Annotated in this window: 19 protein-coding genes; all 19 read left to right on the top strand. The window is 46.8% G+C overall.

What is annotated here, in order from left to right; translation table 11 throughout:
- Positions 1–16: 16 nt before the first annotated feature.
- The 19 genes from JMA39_RS21170 to JMA39_RS07580 all read left to right on the top strand — a co-directional run bounded on the left by JMA39_RS21170 (position 17) and on the right by JMA39_RS07580 (position 19,756).
- Positions 17–226, top strand: a complete 210-nt coding sequence (locus JMA39_RS21170; protein WP_237732704.1) for a hypothetical protein — start codon at positions 17–19, stop codon at positions 224–226.
- A 5-nt stretch (positions 227–231) separates the two neighbouring features.
- The gene (gene mshL / locus JMA39_RS07665; protein ID WP_202721236.1) at positions 232–1,902 is read left to right on the top strand and encodes a pilus (MSHA type) biogenesis protein MshL; all 1,671 of its coding nucleotides are present in this window, start codon (positions 232–234) and stop codon (positions 1,900–1,902) included.
- Between the two features lie 2 nt (positions 1,903–1,904).
- A complete protein-coding gene (locus JMA39_RS07660) occupies positions 1,905–2,813 on the top strand; it encodes an ExeA family protein (RefSeq protein ID WP_202721235.1) in 909 nt (302 codons plus the stop codon).
- Positions 2,810–4,063, top strand: a complete 1,254-nt coding sequence (locus JMA39_RS07655) for a tetratricopeptide repeat protein (protein WP_202721234.1) — start codon at positions 2,810–2,812, stop codon at positions 4,061–4,063. The genes JMA39_RS07660 and JMA39_RS07655 overlap by 4 nt, the downstream gene beginning before the upstream one ends.
- The gene (locus JMA39_RS07650) at positions 4,063–5,796 is read left to right on the top strand and encodes a GspE/PulE family protein (RefSeq protein ID WP_202721233.1); all 1,734 of its coding nucleotides are present in this window, start codon (positions 4,063–4,065) and stop codon (positions 5,794–5,796) included. The genes JMA39_RS07655 and JMA39_RS07650 overlap by 1 nt, the downstream gene beginning before the upstream one ends.
- Positions 5,797–5,798: 2 nt before the next feature.
- Positions 5,799–7,019, top strand: a complete 1,221-nt coding sequence (locus JMA39_RS07645) for a type II secretion system F family protein (RefSeq protein WP_202721232.1) — start codon at positions 5,799–5,801, stop codon at positions 7,017–7,019.
- Between the two features lie 18 nt (positions 7,020–7,037).
- A complete protein-coding gene (locus JMA39_RS07640; protein ID WP_202721231.1) occupies positions 7,038–7,529 on the top strand; it encodes a hypothetical protein in 492 nt (163 codons plus the stop codon).
- Positions 7,530–7,598: 69 nt separating this feature from the next.
- Positions 7,599–8,207, top strand: a complete 609-nt coding sequence (locus tag JMA39_RS07635; RefSeq protein ID WP_202721230.1) for a type II secretion system protein — start codon at positions 7,599–7,601, stop codon at positions 8,205–8,207.
- Positions 8,208–8,302: 95 nt separating this feature from the next.
- Positions 8,303–8,812 carry a type II secretion system protein gene (locus JMA39_RS07630; RefSeq protein WP_202721229.1) on the top strand — a complete coding sequence of 170 codons (510 nt, stop codon included), beginning with the start codon at positions 8,303–8,305 and terminating at the stop codon, positions 8,810–8,812.
- Positions 8,813–8,825: 13 nt separating this feature from the next.
- Positions 8,826–9,314: a type II secretion system protein gene (locus JMA39_RS07625; RefSeq protein WP_202721228.1), complete on the top strand. Its 489-nt coding sequence runs from the start codon at positions 8,826–8,828 to the stop codon at positions 9,312–9,314.
- Between the two features lie 273 nt (positions 9,315–9,587).
- Positions 9,588–10,064 (top strand): pilus assembly FimT family protein, encoded by a 477-nt coding sequence (locus tag JMA39_RS07620; protein ID WP_202721227.1) that lies wholly within the window; start codon positions 9,588–9,590, stop codon positions 10,062–10,064.
- Complete coding sequence (locus JMA39_RS07615) at positions 10,051–10,626, top strand: type IV pilus modification PilV family protein (protein WP_202721226.1); 576 nt, start codon at positions 10,051–10,053, stop codon at positions 10,624–10,626. Before JMA39_RS07620 ends, JMA39_RS07615 begins: the two co-directional genes overlap by 14 nt.
- The gene (locus JMA39_RS07610) at positions 10,626–11,513 is read left to right on the top strand and encodes a PilW family protein (protein ID WP_202721225.1); all 888 of its coding nucleotides are present in this window, start codon (positions 10,626–10,628) and stop codon (positions 11,511–11,513) included. The genes JMA39_RS07615 and JMA39_RS07610 overlap by 1 nt, the downstream gene beginning before the upstream one ends.
- On the top strand, positions 11,503–12,003 hold the full coding sequence (locus tag JMA39_RS07605) for an MSHA biogenesis protein MshP (RefSeq protein WP_202721224.1): 501 nt from the start codon (positions 11,503–11,505) through the stop codon (positions 12,001–12,003). The genes JMA39_RS07610 and JMA39_RS07605 overlap by 11 nt, the downstream gene beginning before the upstream one ends.
- The gene (locus JMA39_RS07600; RefSeq protein WP_244999879.1) at positions 11,996–16,417 is read left to right on the top strand and encodes a DUF6701 domain-containing protein; all 4,422 of its coding nucleotides are present in this window, start codon (positions 11,996–11,998) and stop codon (positions 16,415–16,417) included. Before JMA39_RS07605 ends, JMA39_RS07600 begins: the two co-directional genes overlap by 8 nt.
- 172 nt (positions 16,418–16,589) lie before the next feature.
- Positions 16,590–17,639, top strand: a complete 1,050-nt coding sequence (locus JMA39_RS07595; protein WP_012278897.1) for a rod shape-determining protein — start codon at positions 16,590–16,592, stop codon at positions 17,637–17,639.
- A gap of 41 nt (positions 17,640–17,680) precedes the next feature.
- The gene (gene mreC / locus JMA39_RS07590) at positions 17,681–18,568 is read left to right on the top strand and encodes a rod shape-determining protein MreC (RefSeq protein ID WP_202721223.1); all 888 of its coding nucleotides are present in this window, start codon (positions 17,681–17,683) and stop codon (positions 18,566–18,568) included.
- Positions 18,565–19,053, top strand: a complete 489-nt coding sequence (gene mreD / locus JMA39_RS07585; protein WP_202721222.1) for a rod shape-determining protein MreD — start codon at positions 18,565–18,567, stop codon at positions 19,051–19,053. The genes mreC and mreD overlap by 4 nt, the downstream gene beginning before the upstream one ends.
- Before the next feature lie 94 nt (positions 19,054–19,147).
- Positions 19,148–19,756 carry a Maf family protein gene (locus tag JMA39_RS07580; protein ID WP_202721221.1) on the top strand — a complete coding sequence of 203 codons (609 nt, stop codon included), beginning with the start codon at positions 19,148–19,150 and terminating at the stop codon, positions 19,754–19,756.
- Positions 19,757–19,828: the final 72 nt, after the last annotated feature.

Genomic DNA, 19,828 nt, shown 5'->3' with positions numbered 1-19,828 from the left:
AGGAAATACAACTTCGGTGAAAGCCTTAACAAACACCAGCATGGTGCTCAATAGTATCGTACAGAAAGGTAGCTCAGCTTACGCTGTGATAAATAATCAAATTTTCCCATTAGGTGGAAAAGTAAAAGGTGTCAAAATCGTGCATATTGGTAAAGACACGGTGTCGTTAGCTGACGGTCGTAAGTTGACTTTGTTTCCAGCTGTAACAGATCTTAAGGGACAATAATTAAAATGCGCTCAATAATCTATATCACCCCTTTGCTGTCATTATTGCTAGTGGCTTGCCAAACAGTCGATAGACCTAACCCTGTAGCTTCTAAGGAGGCGTTAGCAGAATCTATTGCCGCTGATAAAGCTGCAAATGCGACTACGCCTCCGCCAGCTGTGATGCCTGATGAAGTGCAGCGTGAGCTTTCGTCGGGTAATTTGCTAGAGGGTTTTGCTCCTGTAAGGCCGACTGAACGACGTTTCGATGTATCCGCTAACAATGTCGATGCCAAAGTCTTTTTCCCTAGTCTTGCACAAGGGACTCCGTTAAGTGTTGCTGTTCATCCTGATGTAACCGGCAAGATTTCACTGTCGTTAAAGAGCGTGACGTTGAAAGAGGCACTGCAAGTTGTAGAGGATATCTATGGTTATGAAGTGAGCCGAGAAGGGCGGGTATTACGTATTTTCCCTGCAGGCATGCGCACCGAGACTTTCTCATTGAACTATCTGTATATGGAGCGCCAAGGCTTGTCTCTGACTTCAGTAAGTTCAGGCCGGATTTCAGATAATGATTCAAACTCTAATAGCAATAACAATAGTAACGGCAACAGTAATTTCAATAACTCTTCCAATAATGACTCTGGCTCAAGTAACAGCTCAAGTGATCAAACTAACGGTACCTTTATTCGCTCCGAGACCAAATCAGATTTCTGGGGTGAGTTAAAAGAGACGTTAGTCTCGATTATTGGTAATACCGGCGGTGGTCGCCAAGTGGTCGTGACGCCACAAGCGGGTTTAGTGACGATCAGGGCTTATCCGAATGAAATCCGTCAGGTGCGTAACTTTATTAAGACTGCTGAGAGTCACCTGCAGCGCCAAGTGATCCTAGAAGCTAAAGTACTCGAAGTGACGTTATCTGATGGTTATCAGCAGGGTATTCACTGGGAAAGTGTACTAGGTCACGTTGGTAGTACCGACATCAGTTTCGGCACTAGTCCTTCTGCGGGTCTTGGCGATAAAATCTCTAATGTCTTGGGTGGCGTAACCTCTATCAAGCTAGAAGGATCCGACTTCAGCACCATGATTAATCTGCTCGATACTCAAGGTGATGTCGACGTGTTATCTAGTCCGCGTGTAACCGCGTCTAATAACCAGAAGGCGGTGATTAAGGTTGGTACAGACGAGTACTTTGTGACTAACGTATCTTCCACAACGGTGGCCAGTAATACCCCTATAACTACTCCAGATGTGGAGTTGACACCTTTCTTCTCAGGTATTGCGCTTGACGTTACACCGCAAATCGATGAGCAGGGCAATGTACTACTACACATCCACCCATCGGTTATCGATATTAAAGAGCAGATAAAGAGCATTAAGATCTCTGATAGCACACTAGAACTGCCCTTAGCTCAGAGTGAAATCCGTGAATCTGATACGGTTATCAAGGCCGCGAGTGGTGATGTTGTGGTGATCGGTGGTTTGATGAAGAGCGAAAATACCGAGATTGTTTCTAAGGTTCCCCTGCTTGGTGATATTCCTTTCTTAGGTGAAGCCTTTACCAACCGCGCCAACTCTACAGTTAAAACAGAGTTAGTGATCTTGCTTAAGCCAGTGGTTGTGGGTGCTAACACTTGGGAAAGTGAATTAAAGCGTTCTCAAGAGCTGCTTGACCGTTGGTATCCTGAGGAGCAGTAAGCTTGTATCTGCAGCATTTTGGGTTAACTGAAACCCCGTTTTCTCTAACGCCGAATACGGGATTTTTCTTTGGCCTCGCGCCGCATGTTGAAGCCTTGCAAGTGCTGCAAACGGCGTTACAAACTGGCGAAGGCTTTATTAAAGTCACTGGGGAGGTGGGCACGGGTAAGACGCTCACCTGCCGTAAATTGATGAATGAGCTACCAGAGCGATTTCATTGTGCCTACCTGCCTAATCCTTACTTAACTCCCGATGAGTTACGTTGGGCTGTAGCGATGGAGCTTGGGCTAAAGTATTCCAATCAGATCGATCAGCAGCAATTAACTGGCTTGATCCAGCAGCAACTATTAGCACTAAGTGCCCATGGTCATTCAATTATCTTAGTGCTCGATGAGGCGCAGGCACTGCCCGATGAGAGTCTCGAAGCCCTGCGTCTGTTTACTAACTTAGAAACAGAGAGCCGCAAGTTGCTGCAAGTGGTTTTGTTTGCGCAGCCAGAGCTAGATGAAAGACTTGCGCAGAGTAAGTTTAGGCAGCTAAGACAGCGGATCACCTTTAGTTACTGTTTACGCCCATTAACGATTGAAGAATCAGTTGCTTACATTCAGCATCGCTTAAGTGTTGCTGGTAGTGAAAGTGGACGGTTATTTAACGAATCTAATGCTAAACGTATCGCTAAGGCCGCACGAGGAATTCCAAGGTTGATTAATGTGTTATCCCACAAGGCTTTGCTTGTAGGCTTTGGTGAGGGAGCGAAAAAAATTGCACCGCACCATGTTGATGCCGCGATTTCAGATACTTGCGACGCCATTAAGCATCAATATGGCATGGTTAAGTGGTTGCTTGCTGTTGTGGTTCTCTTTAGCAGTTGTTTAGGTGTGTTTTACTGGTTTAAAGGAGGCGTTGCATGAGCGTAATCAACAAGATGCTCAAAGATTTAGATGAGCGCCAACAACCACATGGCATCGAGAGTATGACCGCGCCTAAGTTAGCTTTTAAACCTAAGAGCTCTTCGAAGCGAACCTTGCTGCTTGCCTGTGTGATCTCATTAGCCGTCGGCGGCTTTGGAACCTTTTTTGCCTTAAATTTGATGCAAGCGGAACCCGCCATAGCGTCTAATCAGGAAATCGCTAAGACCGAAGTAGTTGACGCGAAAGTCGCTAAGGCAGAAACGACTAAGACTGAAGCTGTTGATGCGAAAGTCGCTAAGACGGTAATAGCCAAGACGGAAATCGCTAAGACCGAAGCCGTTGACGCGAAAGTCGCTAAGGCAGAAACGACTAAGACTGAAGCTGTTGATGCGAAAGTCGCTAAGACGGTAATAGCCAAGACGGAAATAGCTGAGACGGAAACGGCTAAGACCGAAGCTGTTGATGCAAAAGTCGTTAAAACAGAAACAGCTAAGGCCGAAGTCGTTAATGCGAAAGTTGCTAGGGCGGATACCGCTAAGACCGAAGCAGTTAACGCGAAAGTCGCTAAGACGGAAAAGGTAAGGCCCACTCAGCTAAATATTGCCCCTGCCACTAATCGCTCTAGCCAGTTGCATAGCAGCGGTAATATGGCGGTTAAAGAGGTCAAGCTTTCACCCGAAGAGTTGGCGCAAAAGCAGATGTTGTTGGCAACTGATGCACAGCAACAGGGGCTCCACCGAGACGCGCTAAGTTACTACGAGGCTGCGCTCGCCTATAACCCAAGTTTACATCAGGCAAGAAGACAGGCAGCGGCCCTCTATTATGGGCAGAGCAAGTTAGCCAAAGCGGCCAAGCTGTTAGAGCAAGGGCAGCTTTTGTTTCCGCAAGAGTATGAATTTTCCCTGCTATTAGCGCGGGTGCTGCAGGCCGGTGGTCAAGATGAACTGGCGCTAAAGAGCTTAGCCAAAATTCCGGATAACAGTGAGTTAGCCATTAAAAAGTGGCACCAACAGAGTGATTTGGCACAGGCGCAGAAAAATTATCCAGTAGCAGAACAGAGCTTTCGCCAACTTGCTAAGTATGAGCCTAGTCAAGGCCGCTGGTGGATGGGATTAGGTTATGCCTTGGATGCACAGCAAAAATACACCGAAGCAAAAGCGGCATATAGCCAAGCTTTATCTCAAGGTAACTTATCCGCACAGGCTAAGGTTTACGTCGATAATCGATTGCTGCAGTTAGGAGCGTACTAGTGAAACCCAAATTAAAAATGCGATTAGGTGATCTGCTGGTTCAGGAGCACATCATCACCGAAGAGCAGTTGCAGCAAGCATTAGCCGAACAGCGTAATACGGGAAAGAAGCTGGGCCGTACACTGATAGACTTGTCATGTATCACAGAGCAGCAACTACTGCAGTTTTTGTCGCATCAGCTGCATATTCCTTTTCTCGATATCAGTAAGCGCGCCATTGCGGCCAATGTGATTGGCCTATTACCAGAGGTGCAGGCTCGTCGATATCGCGCTTTAGTCGTAGAAGATAACGGTGATAGTGTGCTTGTGGCGATGAGCGATCCTGCCGATCTGCAGGCGATGGATCACCTTGAGCTACAGCTAGCACCAAAGAGTATCTCTATCGCGGTAGTAACCGAGCAGCAGCTATTAGATGCTTTCGATAACCTCTATCGACGTACCGACGAGATAGCGCAGATCGCTGGCAGACTCGAAGAGGAATATGCCGCAGATGATATATTCGATCTAGGTAGTCTGACCGAAGCCGACAGCGATAACGAAACCACAGTGGTTAAGTTATTGCAGTCTATTTTCGAAGATGCGGTGCAGATGCGCGCCTCGGATATCCATATCGAGCCTGGTGAAAAGTCACTGCGTATTCGTCAGCGTATCGATGGTCAGTTACATGAAAACATCTTGCCAGAAGTGAGCATTGCCGCAGCCTTGGTGTTGCGTCTCAAGCTAATGGCGGGCTTAGATATTTCAGAGAAACGTCTGCCTCAAGATGGTCGATTTCATATGGAGATCAAGGGGCATAAGATTGATGTACGTATGTCGACCATGCCTATCTACCATGGTGAGTCGGTGGTAATGCGTCTGCTTGATCAATCCGCAGGCCTGTTGACCTTGAATGAAACGGGCATGCCGCCAGAGATGCTGGCAAGAGTGCGTCGTCAGATCAAACGTCCTCATGGTATGTTGTTGGTGACTGGGCCAACGGGTAGCGGTAAAACGACCACGCTGTACGGTGTGCTCAGTGAGCTTAATACCGCCGATCGCAAGATCATCACAGTTGAAGATCCTGTTGAATACCAGTTACCTAGAATTAATCAGGTTCAAGTGAACCATAAGATCGGCCTCGATTTTTCTAACGTGTTAAGAACCACTTTGCGTCAAGACCCGGATATTATCATGGTGGGTGAGATGCGAGATCAAGAGACGGTTGAAATTGGTCTTCGAGGCGCGTTAACGGGTCACTTTGTACTATCGACTCTGCATACCAACGATGCGGTAACCAGTGCGCTGCGTCTGCTGGATATGGGAGCGGCGAGTTATCTTGTTGCTAGTGCGCTAAGAGTGATTATCGCCCAGCGACTAGTGCGCCGAGTCTGCCAAAATTGTGCAATGGATTATCATCTCACCGCACAGGATAAAGTCTGGCTATCGAGTGTGAGTCAAATGGACTACTCCAAAGCTACATTTAGGGTCGGGGCAGGCTGTCAAAGCTGTAACGGTAGTGGCTATCGTGGCCGTATCGGTGTGTTCGAGATCTTAGAGCTTGATGAGCTTATGATTGAAGCGATGCGCAGCGGTAACCCTCAGGACTTTACCCGCGCCGCTTATCAGAGCCCTAACTTTACTCCGCTAGCCGAGTCCGCATTAAAGTACTTGGCGCAGGGGATGACCACTATCGAAGAGGTTGCCAAGTTAGTCGAAGATGTCAGTGACACCGAGTTAGAACAGGGTGAGGCTTAATCATGCCAACATATCAGTATCGCGGCCGCAGCGCACAAGGTGAGCAAGTTAAAGGGCTACTGGATGCTAGCTCTGAAAGTGCCGCGGCCGATCAGCTGATGTCTCGCGGGGTGATCCCGCTAGAGTTGACTATAGCAAAAGAAGTTAAAGAATTTAGCTTTAAGGCTTTGTTTAAAGGCAAGGTTGCATTAGACGAACTGCAGATCTTTACTCGGCAGATGTATTCTTTGACGCGCTCAGGGATCCCGATACTGCGCGCGATCGCAGGTCTTTCTGAAACAACACATTCGGTGCGGATGAAAGAGGCGCTAGATGATATTTCAGAGCAGTTAACTTCAGGTCGCCCTCTATCATCAGCAATGAATCAACATCCGGATGTATTCGATGCGTTGTTTGTTTCTATGGTTCATGTGGGCGAGAACACGGGCAAACTGGAAGACGCTTTTATTCAGCTGGCGGGTTATATCGAGCGCGAACAGGAAACCCGTAGGCGCATTAAAGCCGCGATGCGTTATCCGATCTTTGTATTGATCGCGATCGCAATTGCCATGGTGATCCTCAACATCATGGTGATCCCTAAGTTTGCAGAGATGTTTTCACGATTTGGTGCCGATCTGCCGTGGGCGACTAAACTGTTAATTAATACTTCTAATCTGTTTGTTAATTACTGGCCAGCGATGATCGTGGTGCTGGTGGCCGGGTTTGTGGGGATTCGATATTGGCACAGCACTGAAAAAGGTGAGAAACAGTGGGACAAGTGGAAGCTGAATATTCCTGCTGTAGGCAGCATTATCGAGCGTTCGACCCTGTCTCGTTATTGTCGCAGTTTCTCTATGATGCTCAGTGCGGGCGTACCTATGACTCAGGCGCTCAGTCTCGTTGCTGATGCGGTCGATAACGCCTATATGCATGACCGTATTGTGGGCATGCGCCGGGGTATCGAGTCGGGCGAGTCGATGCTAAGGGTGTCGAATAACTGTCAACTGTTTACCCCGCTCGTGCTACAGATGGTTGCCGTCGGTGAAGAAACAGGGCAGATTGATCAGTTACTTAATGATGCCGCCGACTTCTACGAAGGTGAGGTCGACTACGATCTTAAGAATTTAACCGCTAAGCTGGAGCCTATTTTGATCGGCTTTGTTGCCTGTATCGTGTTAGTCCTAGCACTGGGTATCTACCTGCCGATGTGGGATATGCTTAATGTGGTTAAGGGCGGCAACTGATGATGCGAGAACAAGGCTGTGCTTAATCAACAAAAAGCCGATGCAGAGTTGATTAGCGTTTATGGCAAGATTATTGCCTTAATTATTTTGTTAATTGTATTGTTTTACTTAGCTTTTAGTTACTTTGGCAGTATTAAGCAGCTGAGCCAGCCCAGTATGCAAGCTGAGCATACACGTTTACTCAATGTACTGGGGGTTGCTCGCTCTCAATGGTTGATGCGCAGTAAGCCAGAAATCTTGATACTCGATTGGTATTCAGATAATCCTGAGCACGCCTCATCTACGGGGCAAGTGCGTATGGCTGCGGGTGGCTGGCCTGTGCCGGATGAGACAAGTGTTGCTGGCTGTCGACAATTATTGGTTGAATTGTTGGGTGCTGGTTATGCACAACAAATTGAAACACGATTCAATCCGAGAACAGATGTTTGCCGATATATTGGCGAGTCAGGTGAAAGTATTAGCTATCAAACCACCTCTGGGCGGGTCATTTTTTTGACACAAGGTGACTAAAGAGTGAAATTATCTGTTTTCTAATTTTAACAAACTGCTAGAATAGCCGCATACAACACTGGGGGTAAAATGAAACAACAGTATCAGAAGGGCTTCTCCCTTATTGAATTAGTCATCGTTATCGTGATCTTAGGTTTATTGGCAGCAACGGCTATTCCACGGTTTTTAAACGTAACTGATGATGCTGAAGATGCCAGTGTAGACGGTGTTGCGGGTGGCTTAAGCACTGCAGTGAGCTTTGTGCGCTCACAGTGGGAAGTTGACGGTCGCCGCAATAATACCGTGCTATTAGACGGCACTACGGTGTCACTCGATCCTCGCTTTGGTTATCCAACGGGTTCGAGCAATACCGATGCAAAAGGCATGACTGTAGGTACGTGCCAAGAAGTGTTTGAGCTTGTTTTACAAAATGCACCGCGAAGCGTAATTTCAGGAGAAGATGCGCGTAAAGCAAGATATGTAGTGAGTGTGGCAGAAGGAGCGGGTGGCAGTTCAAATACCATAGATGGCGAGCTTGTTAGCGGTCTTGATGTTTGTTTGTATTACCTAGCTTCATCACTGGTGTTAGATCCACAAACCGGTAAGCCTACGGAAGATCTAGCCGACCTAAGCAACCTAGCGGGTAAAGGGGTGACCTACAACCCAGGTTCTGGTCAAGTTGCGAGTTTTATTGACTAAGCAAGTGGTTGTTAGTTAGTAGTAAAAAATTAATAGTTTGCGGATGACAGGTTTTAACCGTTCGCCGTGCTTGTTATGTGATTGAGGATATTTTTATGCAAAAGCAAAATGGTTTTACCCTAATCGAATTAGTGGTTGTTATTATTATTCTAGGTATTTTGGCAGTAACTGCTGCACCTAAGTTTATCAACCTACAGAGCGACGCTCGTGCATCAGCACTGCAAGGTGTTAAAGGCGCGATTCAAGGTGCTAACGGCCTAGTATTCGCTAAGGCAGCTTTAGCTGGTGACGAGCGAGCTAGTGCTGCTGCAGGCACTGATGTAAATATCGGTACAGATGCAGCCCCTATTAACGTTAAGACAATTTATGGTTACTTGATTGCTAAAGAAGCAGATTTTTCAAAAGCAATGGATGTAAACTTTGCGCTTTCTACAGCAACTGACGCTGAAAAAGCAGCTGCAGACTGGATCATTGAGGAATCTGGTACTTCTGCAATTATTCATCAGGTAGGTGCTCCAAATGACAGCAATACTTGTCAGGTGACTTATGAGCAAGCAGACGCATCGAATGTTCCAACATATACAATTGTTGATACCGGCTGTTAATAGGACTCTTTAAATGCAAAAGCAAAATGGTTTTACTCTAATCGAATTAGTGGTTGTGATTATTATCCTAGGTATCTTGGCTGTCACAGCAGCGCCTAAGTTTATCAACCTACAGAGCGATGCGCGTGCATCGACCCTTCAAGGTTTAAAAGGCTCAATGCAAGGGGCTAACTCTTTGGTTTTTTCTAAGGCGGCTATTGCAGGTAAAGAGAAGTTAGGTGATACAACTGTACAGATTGGCGCAGCACCTGCGGATACAGTGAAAACGGCTTATGGCTATTTACAGAATGATAAACAGTCAATCTTAGACGCTTTAGATATTAGTGAAGATGATTGGACGTTTGTTGTTGGTGCAGATCAAACCAAACCAACAGTTATTTATCAGGCTGGTTCTCCATATGATGCTTCAGTAAGCCCTGTAGTGGATTGTCATTTTGAATACACGCCAGCGCAAAGTTCAAGTATTTCTCCGAAATACGAAGTAAAAGATACAGGTTGTTAATTTAGACAGCTGTGAAAAAGGCCTGCCTCGCAGGCCTTTTTTGTATCTAGACCGTTTATTGTGGCTTTATTTGCCATAATTAATAAACTGTTGGAAAATCAGCTTTAAGATGGCGAAAAGCCGGAATCGACACCAGTTTGCAGTTGTATCTTTTATAGCAGGGCGAAGCCCGCTCTAGCCGCTGCAGCGCAGCGCCCTAGAATCTAGTGCTAGTAGCGAAAGTAGACGACAATCAATACAACGTACAACTGCATATATCAATCAGGACGAGCAATGCATAGAGCGCAGCGACACGCAGGCTTTACATTAGTGGAGCTAGTGACCACGATAATCCTTATTGCCATTCTCGCTGTGGTGGTTATCCCTCGCCTGCTGACCTCATCAAGTTACAGTGCTTTTACCCTGCGTGATGAATTTATCAGTGAGCTGCGTAAAGTGCAGATGATGGCGATGAACAATCAAGACCGCTGTTACCGTTTGTCCGTTACCGACAGTCAATATCAAGTCTCTCGTTACCAAGGTGCTTGCTCTGGCACGCCAGTGCGCACCGATGCACCGCAAGCGTTTCAAGGTGGAGCGAGTCTCGCTTTGCTGAGTAGTGGTGCAAGCACATTTAATATCCAATTTAATGCCCAAGGTGTCCCTATTGTGGATGGCGCACGTTGCAGTGGTAACTGCATTAGTGTTATTGCCGATGAGACACTCTTCCTTGCGATAGAATCTGAAGGTTATATCCATGATGGGCAATAGAATCTCAGCCATAAAATGGCAAGCTCAAAAGGCCTTTACCTTAGTCGAGTTAGTTGTGGGTATGGTGGTGATCAGTATCGCCTTCGTGCTGCTGAGTACCATGTTGTTTCCTCAGGCTGAGCGTGCCGCAGATACCCTGCATCGAGTTCGTTCTGCAGAACTCGCTCACTCTATTTTGAATGAGATCTGGGGTAAGCGTTACGATCAAAACAGCAATGCGAATGGTGGAGTCCCCGCCTGTGGTGCGCCAGCAAAACCTGCATTTGGCTTACCTGCAGGGTTACCTTGTACCACACCAGCAAATTTGGGCCCAGACACCGTTGCGGGGGTGACCGAGACTCGCAATGACTATAACGATGTCGATGACTATACAGGGCTTAATATTGGTAGCGATATGCTCAACAGCAGCGAGACTTATGCCGATCGCTATATTAATTACGGCTTAGAAGTTTTAGTCGCCTATAACAACTTACCGAGCCTAAATACTAAGCTTATTACTATTAATGTCACCACGCCTAATGGCGAGGTGATGAGCTTTAATGCGATCAGGAGTAACTATTAATGCAAGCGTTAATACGTCCCGCTTCGCGATTGCAATTGGGCACACTGAAACAGCGAAAAAGCCTCGGCTTTACCTTAGTTGAGATGGTAACAGTGATCATTATCCTAGGCGTTTTAGTGCTTGGGGTGAGTGGTTTTTTGATTTTTGGTACCCGAATTTTTGTCGATGCCACCTCGGTTGATCAAGTATTGAGTCAAAGCCGATTTGCAATCGAACGTATGACCCGAGAGATCCGTAATACAGCACCCAATAGCATTCGAGTTCGCGATAGTGGTGATGGTGCCTGGCAATGTATCGAGATGATGCCGATCATCTCTAGTGCGTCTTATATAGATATGCCTATAGTGCCAGCCTCGGCAGCGAGCAGTGGCACAGCGATGCAATCCAGTGCCAGCGCACGCTTAGATAAGGATCAATTTTTACTGATTTATCCACTATCACCCGCCGATGTTTATACCTCAACTACGGGCACGCAAGGCAAGCTGTTTAGTATTGACGCCGTTACTGCTAATGCAACGACGAACGACCTTAGTATCGACTTTGGCCGCGCTGTTCGTTTCGATGCCGCCTCGCCAAGACAGCGCTATTTTGGTGTGAAAGGTGCGGTGAGTTACTGCTTTGAGCAGGTGACTTCAGAGTTAAGTCTATTAAAACGTTATTCTGGCTATGGTTTTAATCACCCTAATCTGCAGCCATCGCCAGCCGATATGGGAACAGGTGTGTTGATGGCTGAGAATGTGGTCAATACTATCGGCCGAAATAGTCCCATCGCCTATACCCCTGGAACGCTACGTAACAACGCCATGGTACATCTGAATCCTTTGTTTGATGTGCAGGGGCAGACGTTCCAATACCATCATCAAGTGCAGGTGATTAATGTCCCCTAATCGAATGCTTTGTCACAACTGCCAGCTTAATCAGCTAGCTTCTCGCTCCAAGCAAGCTGGGAGTGCTTTAGTGATCGGTGTATTTATTATCACAGTGATGTTTTTACTGGCAGCGACACTGATTAACGTGCTTGATGATGCCGATCAAGAGATAAATCTTGAGGTGTGGGGTACCCGTGCCTTTGCTACTGCGAATAGTGGTGCCGATCGCGCCTTAGCGACCTTGTTTCCTGTTGATGGCAGTGTAGGGAGTTGCCCTCCCCAAACCACATGGAATATAGGGACCGAAACAGGGCTCGTTGGCTTTAATGGATGCAGCGTGGTGATGACCTGTTCTTCTGTTACCACGAATTTTCCACAAAATAATATGACTCAGTACCTAATTACTAGTACCGCAACCTGTAGTACAGGCCAATGTGATTCTGGTCGCGATAGCGATGCCAGCTGTATTAGAGTGAGTCGTCAGGTGGAGGTCGAAGCCCGTGATTAGTACTAAAAGCTCTCTTAAACTAATTGTATTACTCGGTTTTAGCTTATTGTCTATTAAAGTGTCATTTGCTGCTGATTGGACTCAAACCTTTAGAGAGGGCGTTAACTCTTACTCCAGCTCAGGGCAAATACGATTTCATAGTGGCTCTAAACTGTTCGATGCCCCGAATAACGGCAGACTGCCTTCTTATTCAGTGACTGATTCCTCTAGGTCTGCTTGTGTTCCCGCTAATGGCAATTCAAAAAAATGTAAGGCGGGTAATTTTACTGCAAGATTACCAAGTGACAGGCTCCCGTTTGCGCAATGTGCTTCAACTAGCAATAAAAATTTAGGGCCGTCGGATGCGGTTAATTATGTGATAGAGGTACCCGAGGGAGAGTACTCGAATATTAACTCTCACTTTTACTATCACACGGTTAAATTTACCAATAGTGATACAGGTATCTATCGGATTAAGCTGTTAAATATTCAGGATGGCATATTAGAGTTAGCGCCCGGCCAATACTGGATTGAAAACTTACAAATAGCAGAGGGGGTGACGGTTAGATTTCCTACTAGTGGAACCGTTAGCTTCTTTGTCAAAAATCACTTTGTTCAGTACAACAGCATGCTGCCATATCGTTCAGAGCTCTTCATGCTGTATGGTTATTCAGACATAGATTTGGCTGAAGACTCTTATCTCCGTGGTCATATTGTTTCTGAAGGACGACTTATTTTTAGTGAAGAAGCAAGAGTCGAGGGAGCTGTTACTTCTGATTATATTGCGATTGATGACGACGGCTGGGTACAGTTTGATGATCATGCCTACTTGATCGACTTAGTTCCTAACTGTGACTTGGACCTGCCTAATCCTCCCGTTATTCCTCAGTGCCCTGCTGAGCAGGGGAATATCCAAGGCTTAACCTATCGTACTTACGATGCTGAAAGTTGGGATGATGATGGTGATAGTCCTGAAGATCACGATGATTTTGAAGATCTAATTAATGAAGTGAAGAAAACTAAATTTCAAATAGGGGAGTCTGTTGAGACAAACTTAAATCAGAAAGGTAATGGCATAAATCCTCATTCAAATGCTGCAGTCGACCAAGACCAGTATTTAGGTGTGTTTGAAGGATACATAGAAGCACCTGAAACGGGTGAGTATACCTTTGCTATCGATGGAGATGATGCCATCGAACTGCTGATCGATGGGGAAGTCATAACGGGATTTTATGGTACCCATGCGACCTGTGACTGCACCCAGTATCAGGGTAAGGTATCCCTTGAACAAGGGGCGCATACTATTGAACTGAGATTTCATGAAGCCTTTGGTGCAGAGGCTTTCCGTCTGTATTGGAAAACGCCCTCTTCAAATCATTTTGAAACAGTCCCTGCGAGTCAGCTGCTAACTTGTCCTGCGCCGCAGTTTGAATTTGGCCGTGCTGAGCTCGATGCGAGCGGTAACGCGGTTATCAATTTTGATAATACCTACTCTGTGCCGCCCGTAGTGATGCTGATGCCAACGATAGATGGTAGCAACGCCAATGGCGATCACTCCTCTACAGTGAGAGTCGATAGCTTAAACTTAAGTCATGCCTCTATTAAGCAGATTAACTCTGGCATATCGCAAGTTCTGGACAAGAAGATGGACAAGGTGGACTACTTTGTTATGGAAGCGGGTTACCGCTTTTTAGAGCGGGGTAAGGCACTACAGGCTGGTTCGATATCGACCGAGTTGTACCAAGGTAAAAACTTGCCAAGTGCTGGTCGAGGCTACGAGAATATCGAGTTTGAGCATGATTTTGGTATTCAGCCTGCCATGATAGGTCAGACATTGACTCATAATAATGACCGCTTTATCACAACAGTGATTAATAATGTCGATGCTGATGGCTCACAGTTTGATATTGCAATTGAAGGTTCTGAAATGAGCTCTGGGATAACTAGGCCAGAGCTTATAGGCTTTGTCGCTGGTGTAGGCCAAGGCGTAATGACGGTCAATGGTGAAAGCTTAAAGTATGAGTTTGCCAACGCTTTGAATCATGGCAACGGCAGTTCAGTTCAAAACCTGAGTCAGCAATGTGCTTTTAATAATAGTTACCAGCAAACTTATTCTGCACAGCCCTTAACTATTGCCAATAAAAATCAACGTCGTGGTGGTGATGGTGGCTGGGTAAGACGCTGCACTAAAGAGAGTTTTAACAACCAGGTGAGCTTTGCGATAGATGAAGACCAGCACCGAGATGGCGAGCGTAGCCATTTGGCTGAGAGCATAGGTTATTTTGCGTTTGAGTATGCTGCCGAGCCGCCTGCGGTAAACCATTATCGAATTAGCTTTAATTCCGGTGCACTCAGCTGCGCGGCTAAATCAATAACCATTCAAGCATGTGCTAATCCTGACTGTACATCCTTACTTAGCGATCCCGCTTCTGTAACGCTAACTAAAAACAACACAAATTATACTCGTGAAACCTTTACCGGTAACACAGCAACTGAACTATGGCACCCCGAGGGGGGCTTGGTCACGCTAGGGTTAAGCTCGACTCTGCCGACGGCTAACTACAGCTGTTATATCGATGGCAATCTGGTCACCAATGCTCAATGTCAGCTCAACTTTGAAGATAGCGGCATCTATTTTGATATCGATGATTCAACGGCTTGTAAAAACTCCAACAACTTTGAGTTATTTGCGGTTAAGAAAGATCAAGTTACCCAGCAATGTGTACCGCTATTTGCTAATAAAACTAAGCCGGTTTCGATGGCGTTTAACTATATTACGCCAGATTCCGCGGGGATCAACGAGGCCGCCAAGTTAACCATCAATAGTCTCAATGCACCTAATGCCAGTAAAGTGATCGATGGCGGCAGTAGTGAAGAGTTGCAAGTTCATTTTGATGCCAATGGTAAGGCATTGCTAAATGTTAATTACCCTGAAGCGGGTAAGGTGGAGCTTGCGGCAACCTTGACTGAAACGATTAGCTCTCCCGATGGTAGCACCAGTGAAACCTTGATACTCGAACATAGTGATCAATTTGTGGCTAAACCCGATGGCTTCCATTTCTTTAATGATTCTGGGCGTAATGGCTGTACGGGGGCAAGTTGCGAGCTGTCTGCCAAGGCAGGCGCTGATTTTAAGATGAACGTAAAGGCGGTTTGTGGTGTCGATGACGGCACGGCTTATAAAGATCGAGTGCCACTTAAAAACTTCCAATTAACAGATTTAAAAATTAAACCTGTACTACAAGCGCCATTAGTCTCGAATGGAGATATTAAAGATGGCGGTCTTGGAGGGCTAGGGCTAACCAGTTTGAGCTTCACTAAGGCTAACAGTGCACCGCTAAGACTGACGGATCAGACATACTCTGAAGTGGGGGCGATGAGTGTTGCACTCGATGGTGAGCTGAATTATCTAGGAGCCTCGATCCCTGAAACCCACTCAAGTAGCGAGATCTTTGGGCGCTTTTCTCCATATTACTTAACCGTGACGGCTAACACTCCTCATCTTACGGCGCAGTGTGGCAGCTTTACCTATATGGATCAGCCTTTTGGTTTCTCAACTGGAGAGGAGCCAACCCTGTCTATTATTGGTAAGAGTAAGAGTGGTGCTATCACCAACAACTATCAAGTCGGTGATTGGTGGCGTTACCAAGGTAAGCAGTGGCTAGATCGTAGTTATCGCGATACCTCAGGCGCAACCTCAATAGATGGTGCTGCACTACAAGTGCTGGACGAGTCACCAATCTCAGGTACTGTTGATTATTATCCGAACAATGAAGATAACAGTATACAGCGGGCTTACTTAAGCGGTGCGCAGTTGCATTACGGCCGCAGTGCATCGCTGGCGGTACCCTTCAATGGTCTGTTTGACCTAGAGCTATCGAAGGCTGATGTGACAGATAAGGATGGTATTTGTTACCAAGACAACGCCGCTGCAGCCTGTATTGGCCTGACCTTTACCGATATCGCTAAAGACGATGCTTTTGCGCTGCGTTACGGGCGCTTTGTGATGCAAAACGCTTACGGCCCATCATCGGAGGAGCTGCGTCTTGAGGTTGGAACCCAGTATGTCGGGGCGGGTGGAGAGTGGCTCACCAATAGTGATGACAGTTGCTCGGTATTTGATACTACCAGTGCGACTGAATCTGCCGATATTGGCTTGCACCTGTCTCCCGATGCAGGGCTTGAAGGGGTGCAAGGCTATACTCGTCCGGGGGGAACGGGCAAGGCTGGAGCTATCGGTTTAGGTAGCGGCTTTATCTATTTCCCGGCCCCTCATGCCGATGGTGAAGTGGGGCTACAGCAGCATGTCGACAGGTGGCTGCAGTGGTATTGGAACTACGACTCAAATAGTGGGTTACAAGACCCGCGATCGACAGCCTATTTTGGCACTTACCGTGGCCATGACCGGATTATTTATTGGCGAGAAGTTAACTAATTGTCAGTAACAAGGGGTGAGACAAGTTATTGACTCGCTCTTTGGGCTGTATATCGCAAAAAATAGGGTTTCATTAGCAATTGTTAACCTCTGCGGTCTTGTGGATTTTAAGAAGCGTGATAAAGTTACCTGATTTCTTTTTTCTACGACTCCACAGAGACAGGCTGGTTACATGTTCAAGAAGCTACGCGGCATTTTTTCTAATGATCTTTCGATCGATTTGGGTACAGCAAATACGCTAATTTACGTCCGTGAAGAAGGCATTGTGCTAAACGAGCCTTCGGTGGTTGCTATTCGTGGCGAGCGCAGCGGTTCGGGTCAGAAGTCGGTTGCAGCCGTCGGTACTGAAGCAAAGCAGATGCTAGGTCGTACTCCTGGGAACATTCAAGCTATTCGTCCAATGAAAGATGGCGTTATCGCCGACTTTTATGTCACAGAAAAAATGCTACAGCATTTTATCAAGCAAGTTCATAACAACAGCGTATTCCGTCCAAGCCCTCGAGTCTTAGTTTGTGTGCCTGTTGGCGCGACACAAGTTGAACGTCGTGCGATTCGTGAATCAGCTATGGGCGCGGGTGCTCGTGAAGTGTATCTGATTGAAGAGCCAATGGCGGCGGCTATCGGTGCAGGCCTACCTGTTTCTGAAGCAACCGGTTCTATGGTTGTCGATATCGGTGGTGGTACTACAGAAGTTGCGATTATCTCGCTAAACGGTGTGGTTTACTCATCGTCTGTTCGCATCGGTGGTGACAAGTTTGATGACGCGATTATCAACTATGTGCGTCGTAACTACGGTAGCCTGATTGGTGAAGCGACAGCTGAGCGTATCAAGCACACAATTGGTACTGCATACCCAGGCGATGAAGTATTAGAAATTGAAGTACGCGGTCGTAACCTTGCTGAAGGTGTACCACGTAGCTTTACCTTGAACAGCAACGAAATTTTAGAAGCACTGCAAGAACCGCTATCTGGTATTGTGAGTGCTGTTATGGTGGCACTAGAGCAGTCTCCTCCAGAGTTGGCATCAGATATCTCTGAGCGCGGCATGGTATTGACTGGTGGTGGCGCTTTGATCCGCGATCTTGACCGTCTACTAATGCAAGAGACTGGTATTCCTGTAATGATCGCAGATGACCCATTAACTTGTGTTGCACGCGGTGGTGGTAGAGCTTTAGAGATGATCGATATGCACGGCGGCGACCTGTTCTCTGAAGAAAACTAACCACGGTTAAAAAGGGCGGTGTTTAACCGCCCTCGTTTGTTATGAAGCCTATTTTTGTTCGCGGTATTTCCAATCAGTTTAGACTCATGCTGGCAGTGATTATGTCAGTGATTCTGCTTGTCGCTAATGACAGGCTAGAGCCTGTGCGTAATTCTCTCTCCTCACTGTTAAGCCCACTACAGTATGTGGCTAATATTCCTGGCGCCCTACTCGACCTTTCGGCCGAAAACTTGGCAACGCGCAACATGTTGGCCAAGCAAAACAAAGAGCTGATGCGTCACCAACTCTTGATGAGTGAGCGTTTACAGCGTTTTGAACATCTGCGTCAAGAGAACGACCGCTTACGTAGCCTGCTCGGCTCGCCTGTGCACATGGATGCCAAGAAGATGGTTGCCGAGGTGATGGAAGTGGCAAGCGATCCTTTCCATCAATATGTGGTATTAAACCATGGTGCACGCAGTGGTGTGTTTGTCGGCCAACCTGTGGTCGATGCCCAAGGTGTCGCAGGTCAGGTGGTGCAAGTTAGTGAACTGACTAGTCGAGTGCTGTTACTGTCCGATACCTCCCATGGCATCCCCGTTAGGATCACCCGTAACGACGTACGTTTAATGGCGGTCGGAACCGGTGTGCTCGATGAGCTGGAGATGAGGCATGTGGCCAAGAGCACCGATGTGCGTGTGGGTGATCTGTTAGTCTCTTCCGGCCTAGGTAAACGCTTTCCTGAAGGTTACCCCGTCGCTCGTGTCATGAGTGTCGAAAAAGATGACGGGCAGAGCTACGCCACGGTGATCGCCCAGCCGTTAGCTGCGCTAGATAGAATTCGTTATCTGTTATTACTATGGCCTGATATAGAGTCTGACGGCAAAGATCTTACCCCTCCAGAGGGTATTGAAGAGGCAGTGAAGGCGAGTCAGGAGGTCGCACAATGAGTTTACATGTGGCAAATGGCCGTTGGGTCGTTTGGCTAAGCCTATTGGTGGCAATGCTGTTTCAAATTATGCCATTACCCGATGTGGTGGAGGCGTGGCGTCCAGAGTGGTTACTACTGGTGATTATCTACTGGGCGATGGCATTGCCTCATCGCTACAATATTTTGACCGCTTGGGTTCTCGGTGTGATGTTGGATATCCTACTTGGGGCAACCCTAGGTATTCGCGCATTCGCGATGTCAGTGGTGGTGTATGTGGTGGTACTGCATTTCCAGCGCTTACGTAACTTTCCTATGTGGCAGCAGGCACTATTGATGGCGATGCTGGTCGCACTCTATAACCTAGTCGTATTTTGGGTGCAATTTGTTACTGGCAGCGCTGTGTTCGATATTAGTTTGTTCTATCCAGCATTATCGAGTCTAGTAATGTGGCCATGGATTTTCTGGGTCTTACGTCGAGTAAGACGTCTGTACAAGGTTCGATAGTCACTGTTTATTTGTTTTCCTTAGGCTTGGCTAATGTCGTGAGCGTCATTTCAGGTAGCGTTAGTCTAGTTAGAATCATAGAAGGGTACTGTGTATGAAGTTAGTACTTGCTTCGGGCTCGCCTCGTCGTAAAGAGTTGTTAGGCCAGTTAGCTTTTTTAAATACTAAAGCAGATGTGCCATTCGAGTTTGAGATTTTAGCGGCCGATATCGATGAGAGTCATAACAGCGCTGAGTCAGCTGAAGAGTTTGTGTTGCGCTTAGCTAAAGAGAAGGCCTTAGCTGGATTAGCCTTATATGCTGCGGAACATGGCACAGAAGAGCAGACGGTGGTGTTAGGCTCAGACACGATAGTGGTGCAGGGCGAGACGATTCTTGGTAAGCCCAAAGATGAAGCTGACGCGGCGGCAATACTAGCTAGCCTTTCGGGTCAGTCACATCGAGTGATGACGGCAGTAGCCTTAACCGATGGCAGTAAAACGGTCAGTAAGTTGGTAACCACTAAAGTACAGTTTTGCGAATTAACTCAAGCCGATATTCTGGCTTATATCGCGACTGGTGAGCCAATGGATAAAGCTGGAGCCTACGGGATCCAAGGGCTAGGTGGAAATTTTGTTGAAGCTATCGAGGGCAGTTATTCCGCGGTAGTTGGGTTACCTTTGGTAGAAACCCGTGCGTTGTTGTGTGAGATGCAAGTTTTATAGCCATAAAAATCAGTAAAATCAGGCTTTAATTGCCAAGCTATAGACTATCTTCATTGCAGACTTTAACTAGCA

Source organism: Shewanella schlegeliana, from assembly GCF_016765635.1.
GTDB classification, from domain to species: Bacteria; Pseudomonadota; Gammaproteobacteria; order Enterobacterales; family Shewanellaceae; genus Shewanella; species Shewanella schlegeliana.
The sequence above is the reverse complement of the archived record's forward strand: the minus strand, read 5'-3'. Positions and strand labels throughout refer to the sequence as shown.

Bases quoted from the DNA above. Each gene is read 5' to 3' on its own strand.
- mshL (WP_202721236.1), top strand. From the start codon at position 232: ATGCGCTCAATAATCTATATCACCCCTTTGCTGTCATTATTGCTAGTG.
- JMA39_RS07655 (WP_202721234.1), top strand. From the start codon at position 2,810: ATGAGCGTAATCAACAAGATGCTCAAAGATTTAGATGAGCGCCAACAA.
- JMA39_RS07645 (WP_202721232.1), top strand. From the start codon at position 5,799: ATGCCAACATATCAGTATCGCGGCCGCAGCGCACAAGGTGAGCAAGTT.
- JMA39_RS07635 (WP_202721230.1), top strand. From the start codon at position 7,599: ATGAAACAACAGTATCAGAAGGGCTTCTCCCTTATTGAATTAGTCATC.
- JMA39_RS07630 (WP_202721229.1), top strand. From the start codon at position 8,303: ATGCAAAAGCAAAATGGTTTTACCCTAATCGAATTAGTGGTTGTTATT.
- JMA39_RS07625 (WP_202721228.1), top strand. From the start codon at position 8,826: ATGCAAAAGCAAAATGGTTTTACTCTAATCGAATTAGTGGTTGTGATT.
- JMA39_RS07620 (WP_202721227.1), top strand. From the start codon at position 9,588: ATGCATAGAGCGCAGCGACACGCAGGCTTTACATTAGTGGAGCTAGTG.
- JMA39_RS07615 (WP_202721226.1), top strand. From the start codon at position 10,051: ATGATGGGCAATAGAATCTCAGCCATAAAATGGCAAGCTCAAAAGGCC.
- JMA39_RS07610 (WP_202721225.1), top strand. From the start codon at position 10,626: ATGCAAGCGTTAATACGTCCCGCTTCGCGATTGCAATTGGGCACACTG.
- JMA39_RS07605 (WP_202721224.1), top strand. From the start codon at position 11,503: ATGTCCCCTAATCGAATGCTTTGTCACAACTGCCAGCTTAATCAGCTA.
- JMA39_RS07595 (WP_012278897.1), top strand. From the start codon at position 16,590: ATGTTCAAGAAGCTACGCGGCATTTTTTCTAATGATCTTTCGATCGAT.
- mreC (WP_202721223.1), top strand. From the start codon at position 17,681: ATGAAGCCTATTTTTGTTCGCGGTATTTCCAATCAGTTTAGACTCATG.
- mreD (WP_202721222.1), top strand. From the start codon at position 18,565: ATGAGTTTACATGTGGCAAATGGCCGTTGGGTCGTTTGGCTAAGCCTA.
- JMA39_RS07580 (WP_202721221.1), top strand. From the start codon at position 19,148: ATGAAGTTAGTACTTGCTTCGGGCTCGCCTCGTCGTAAAGAGTTGTTA.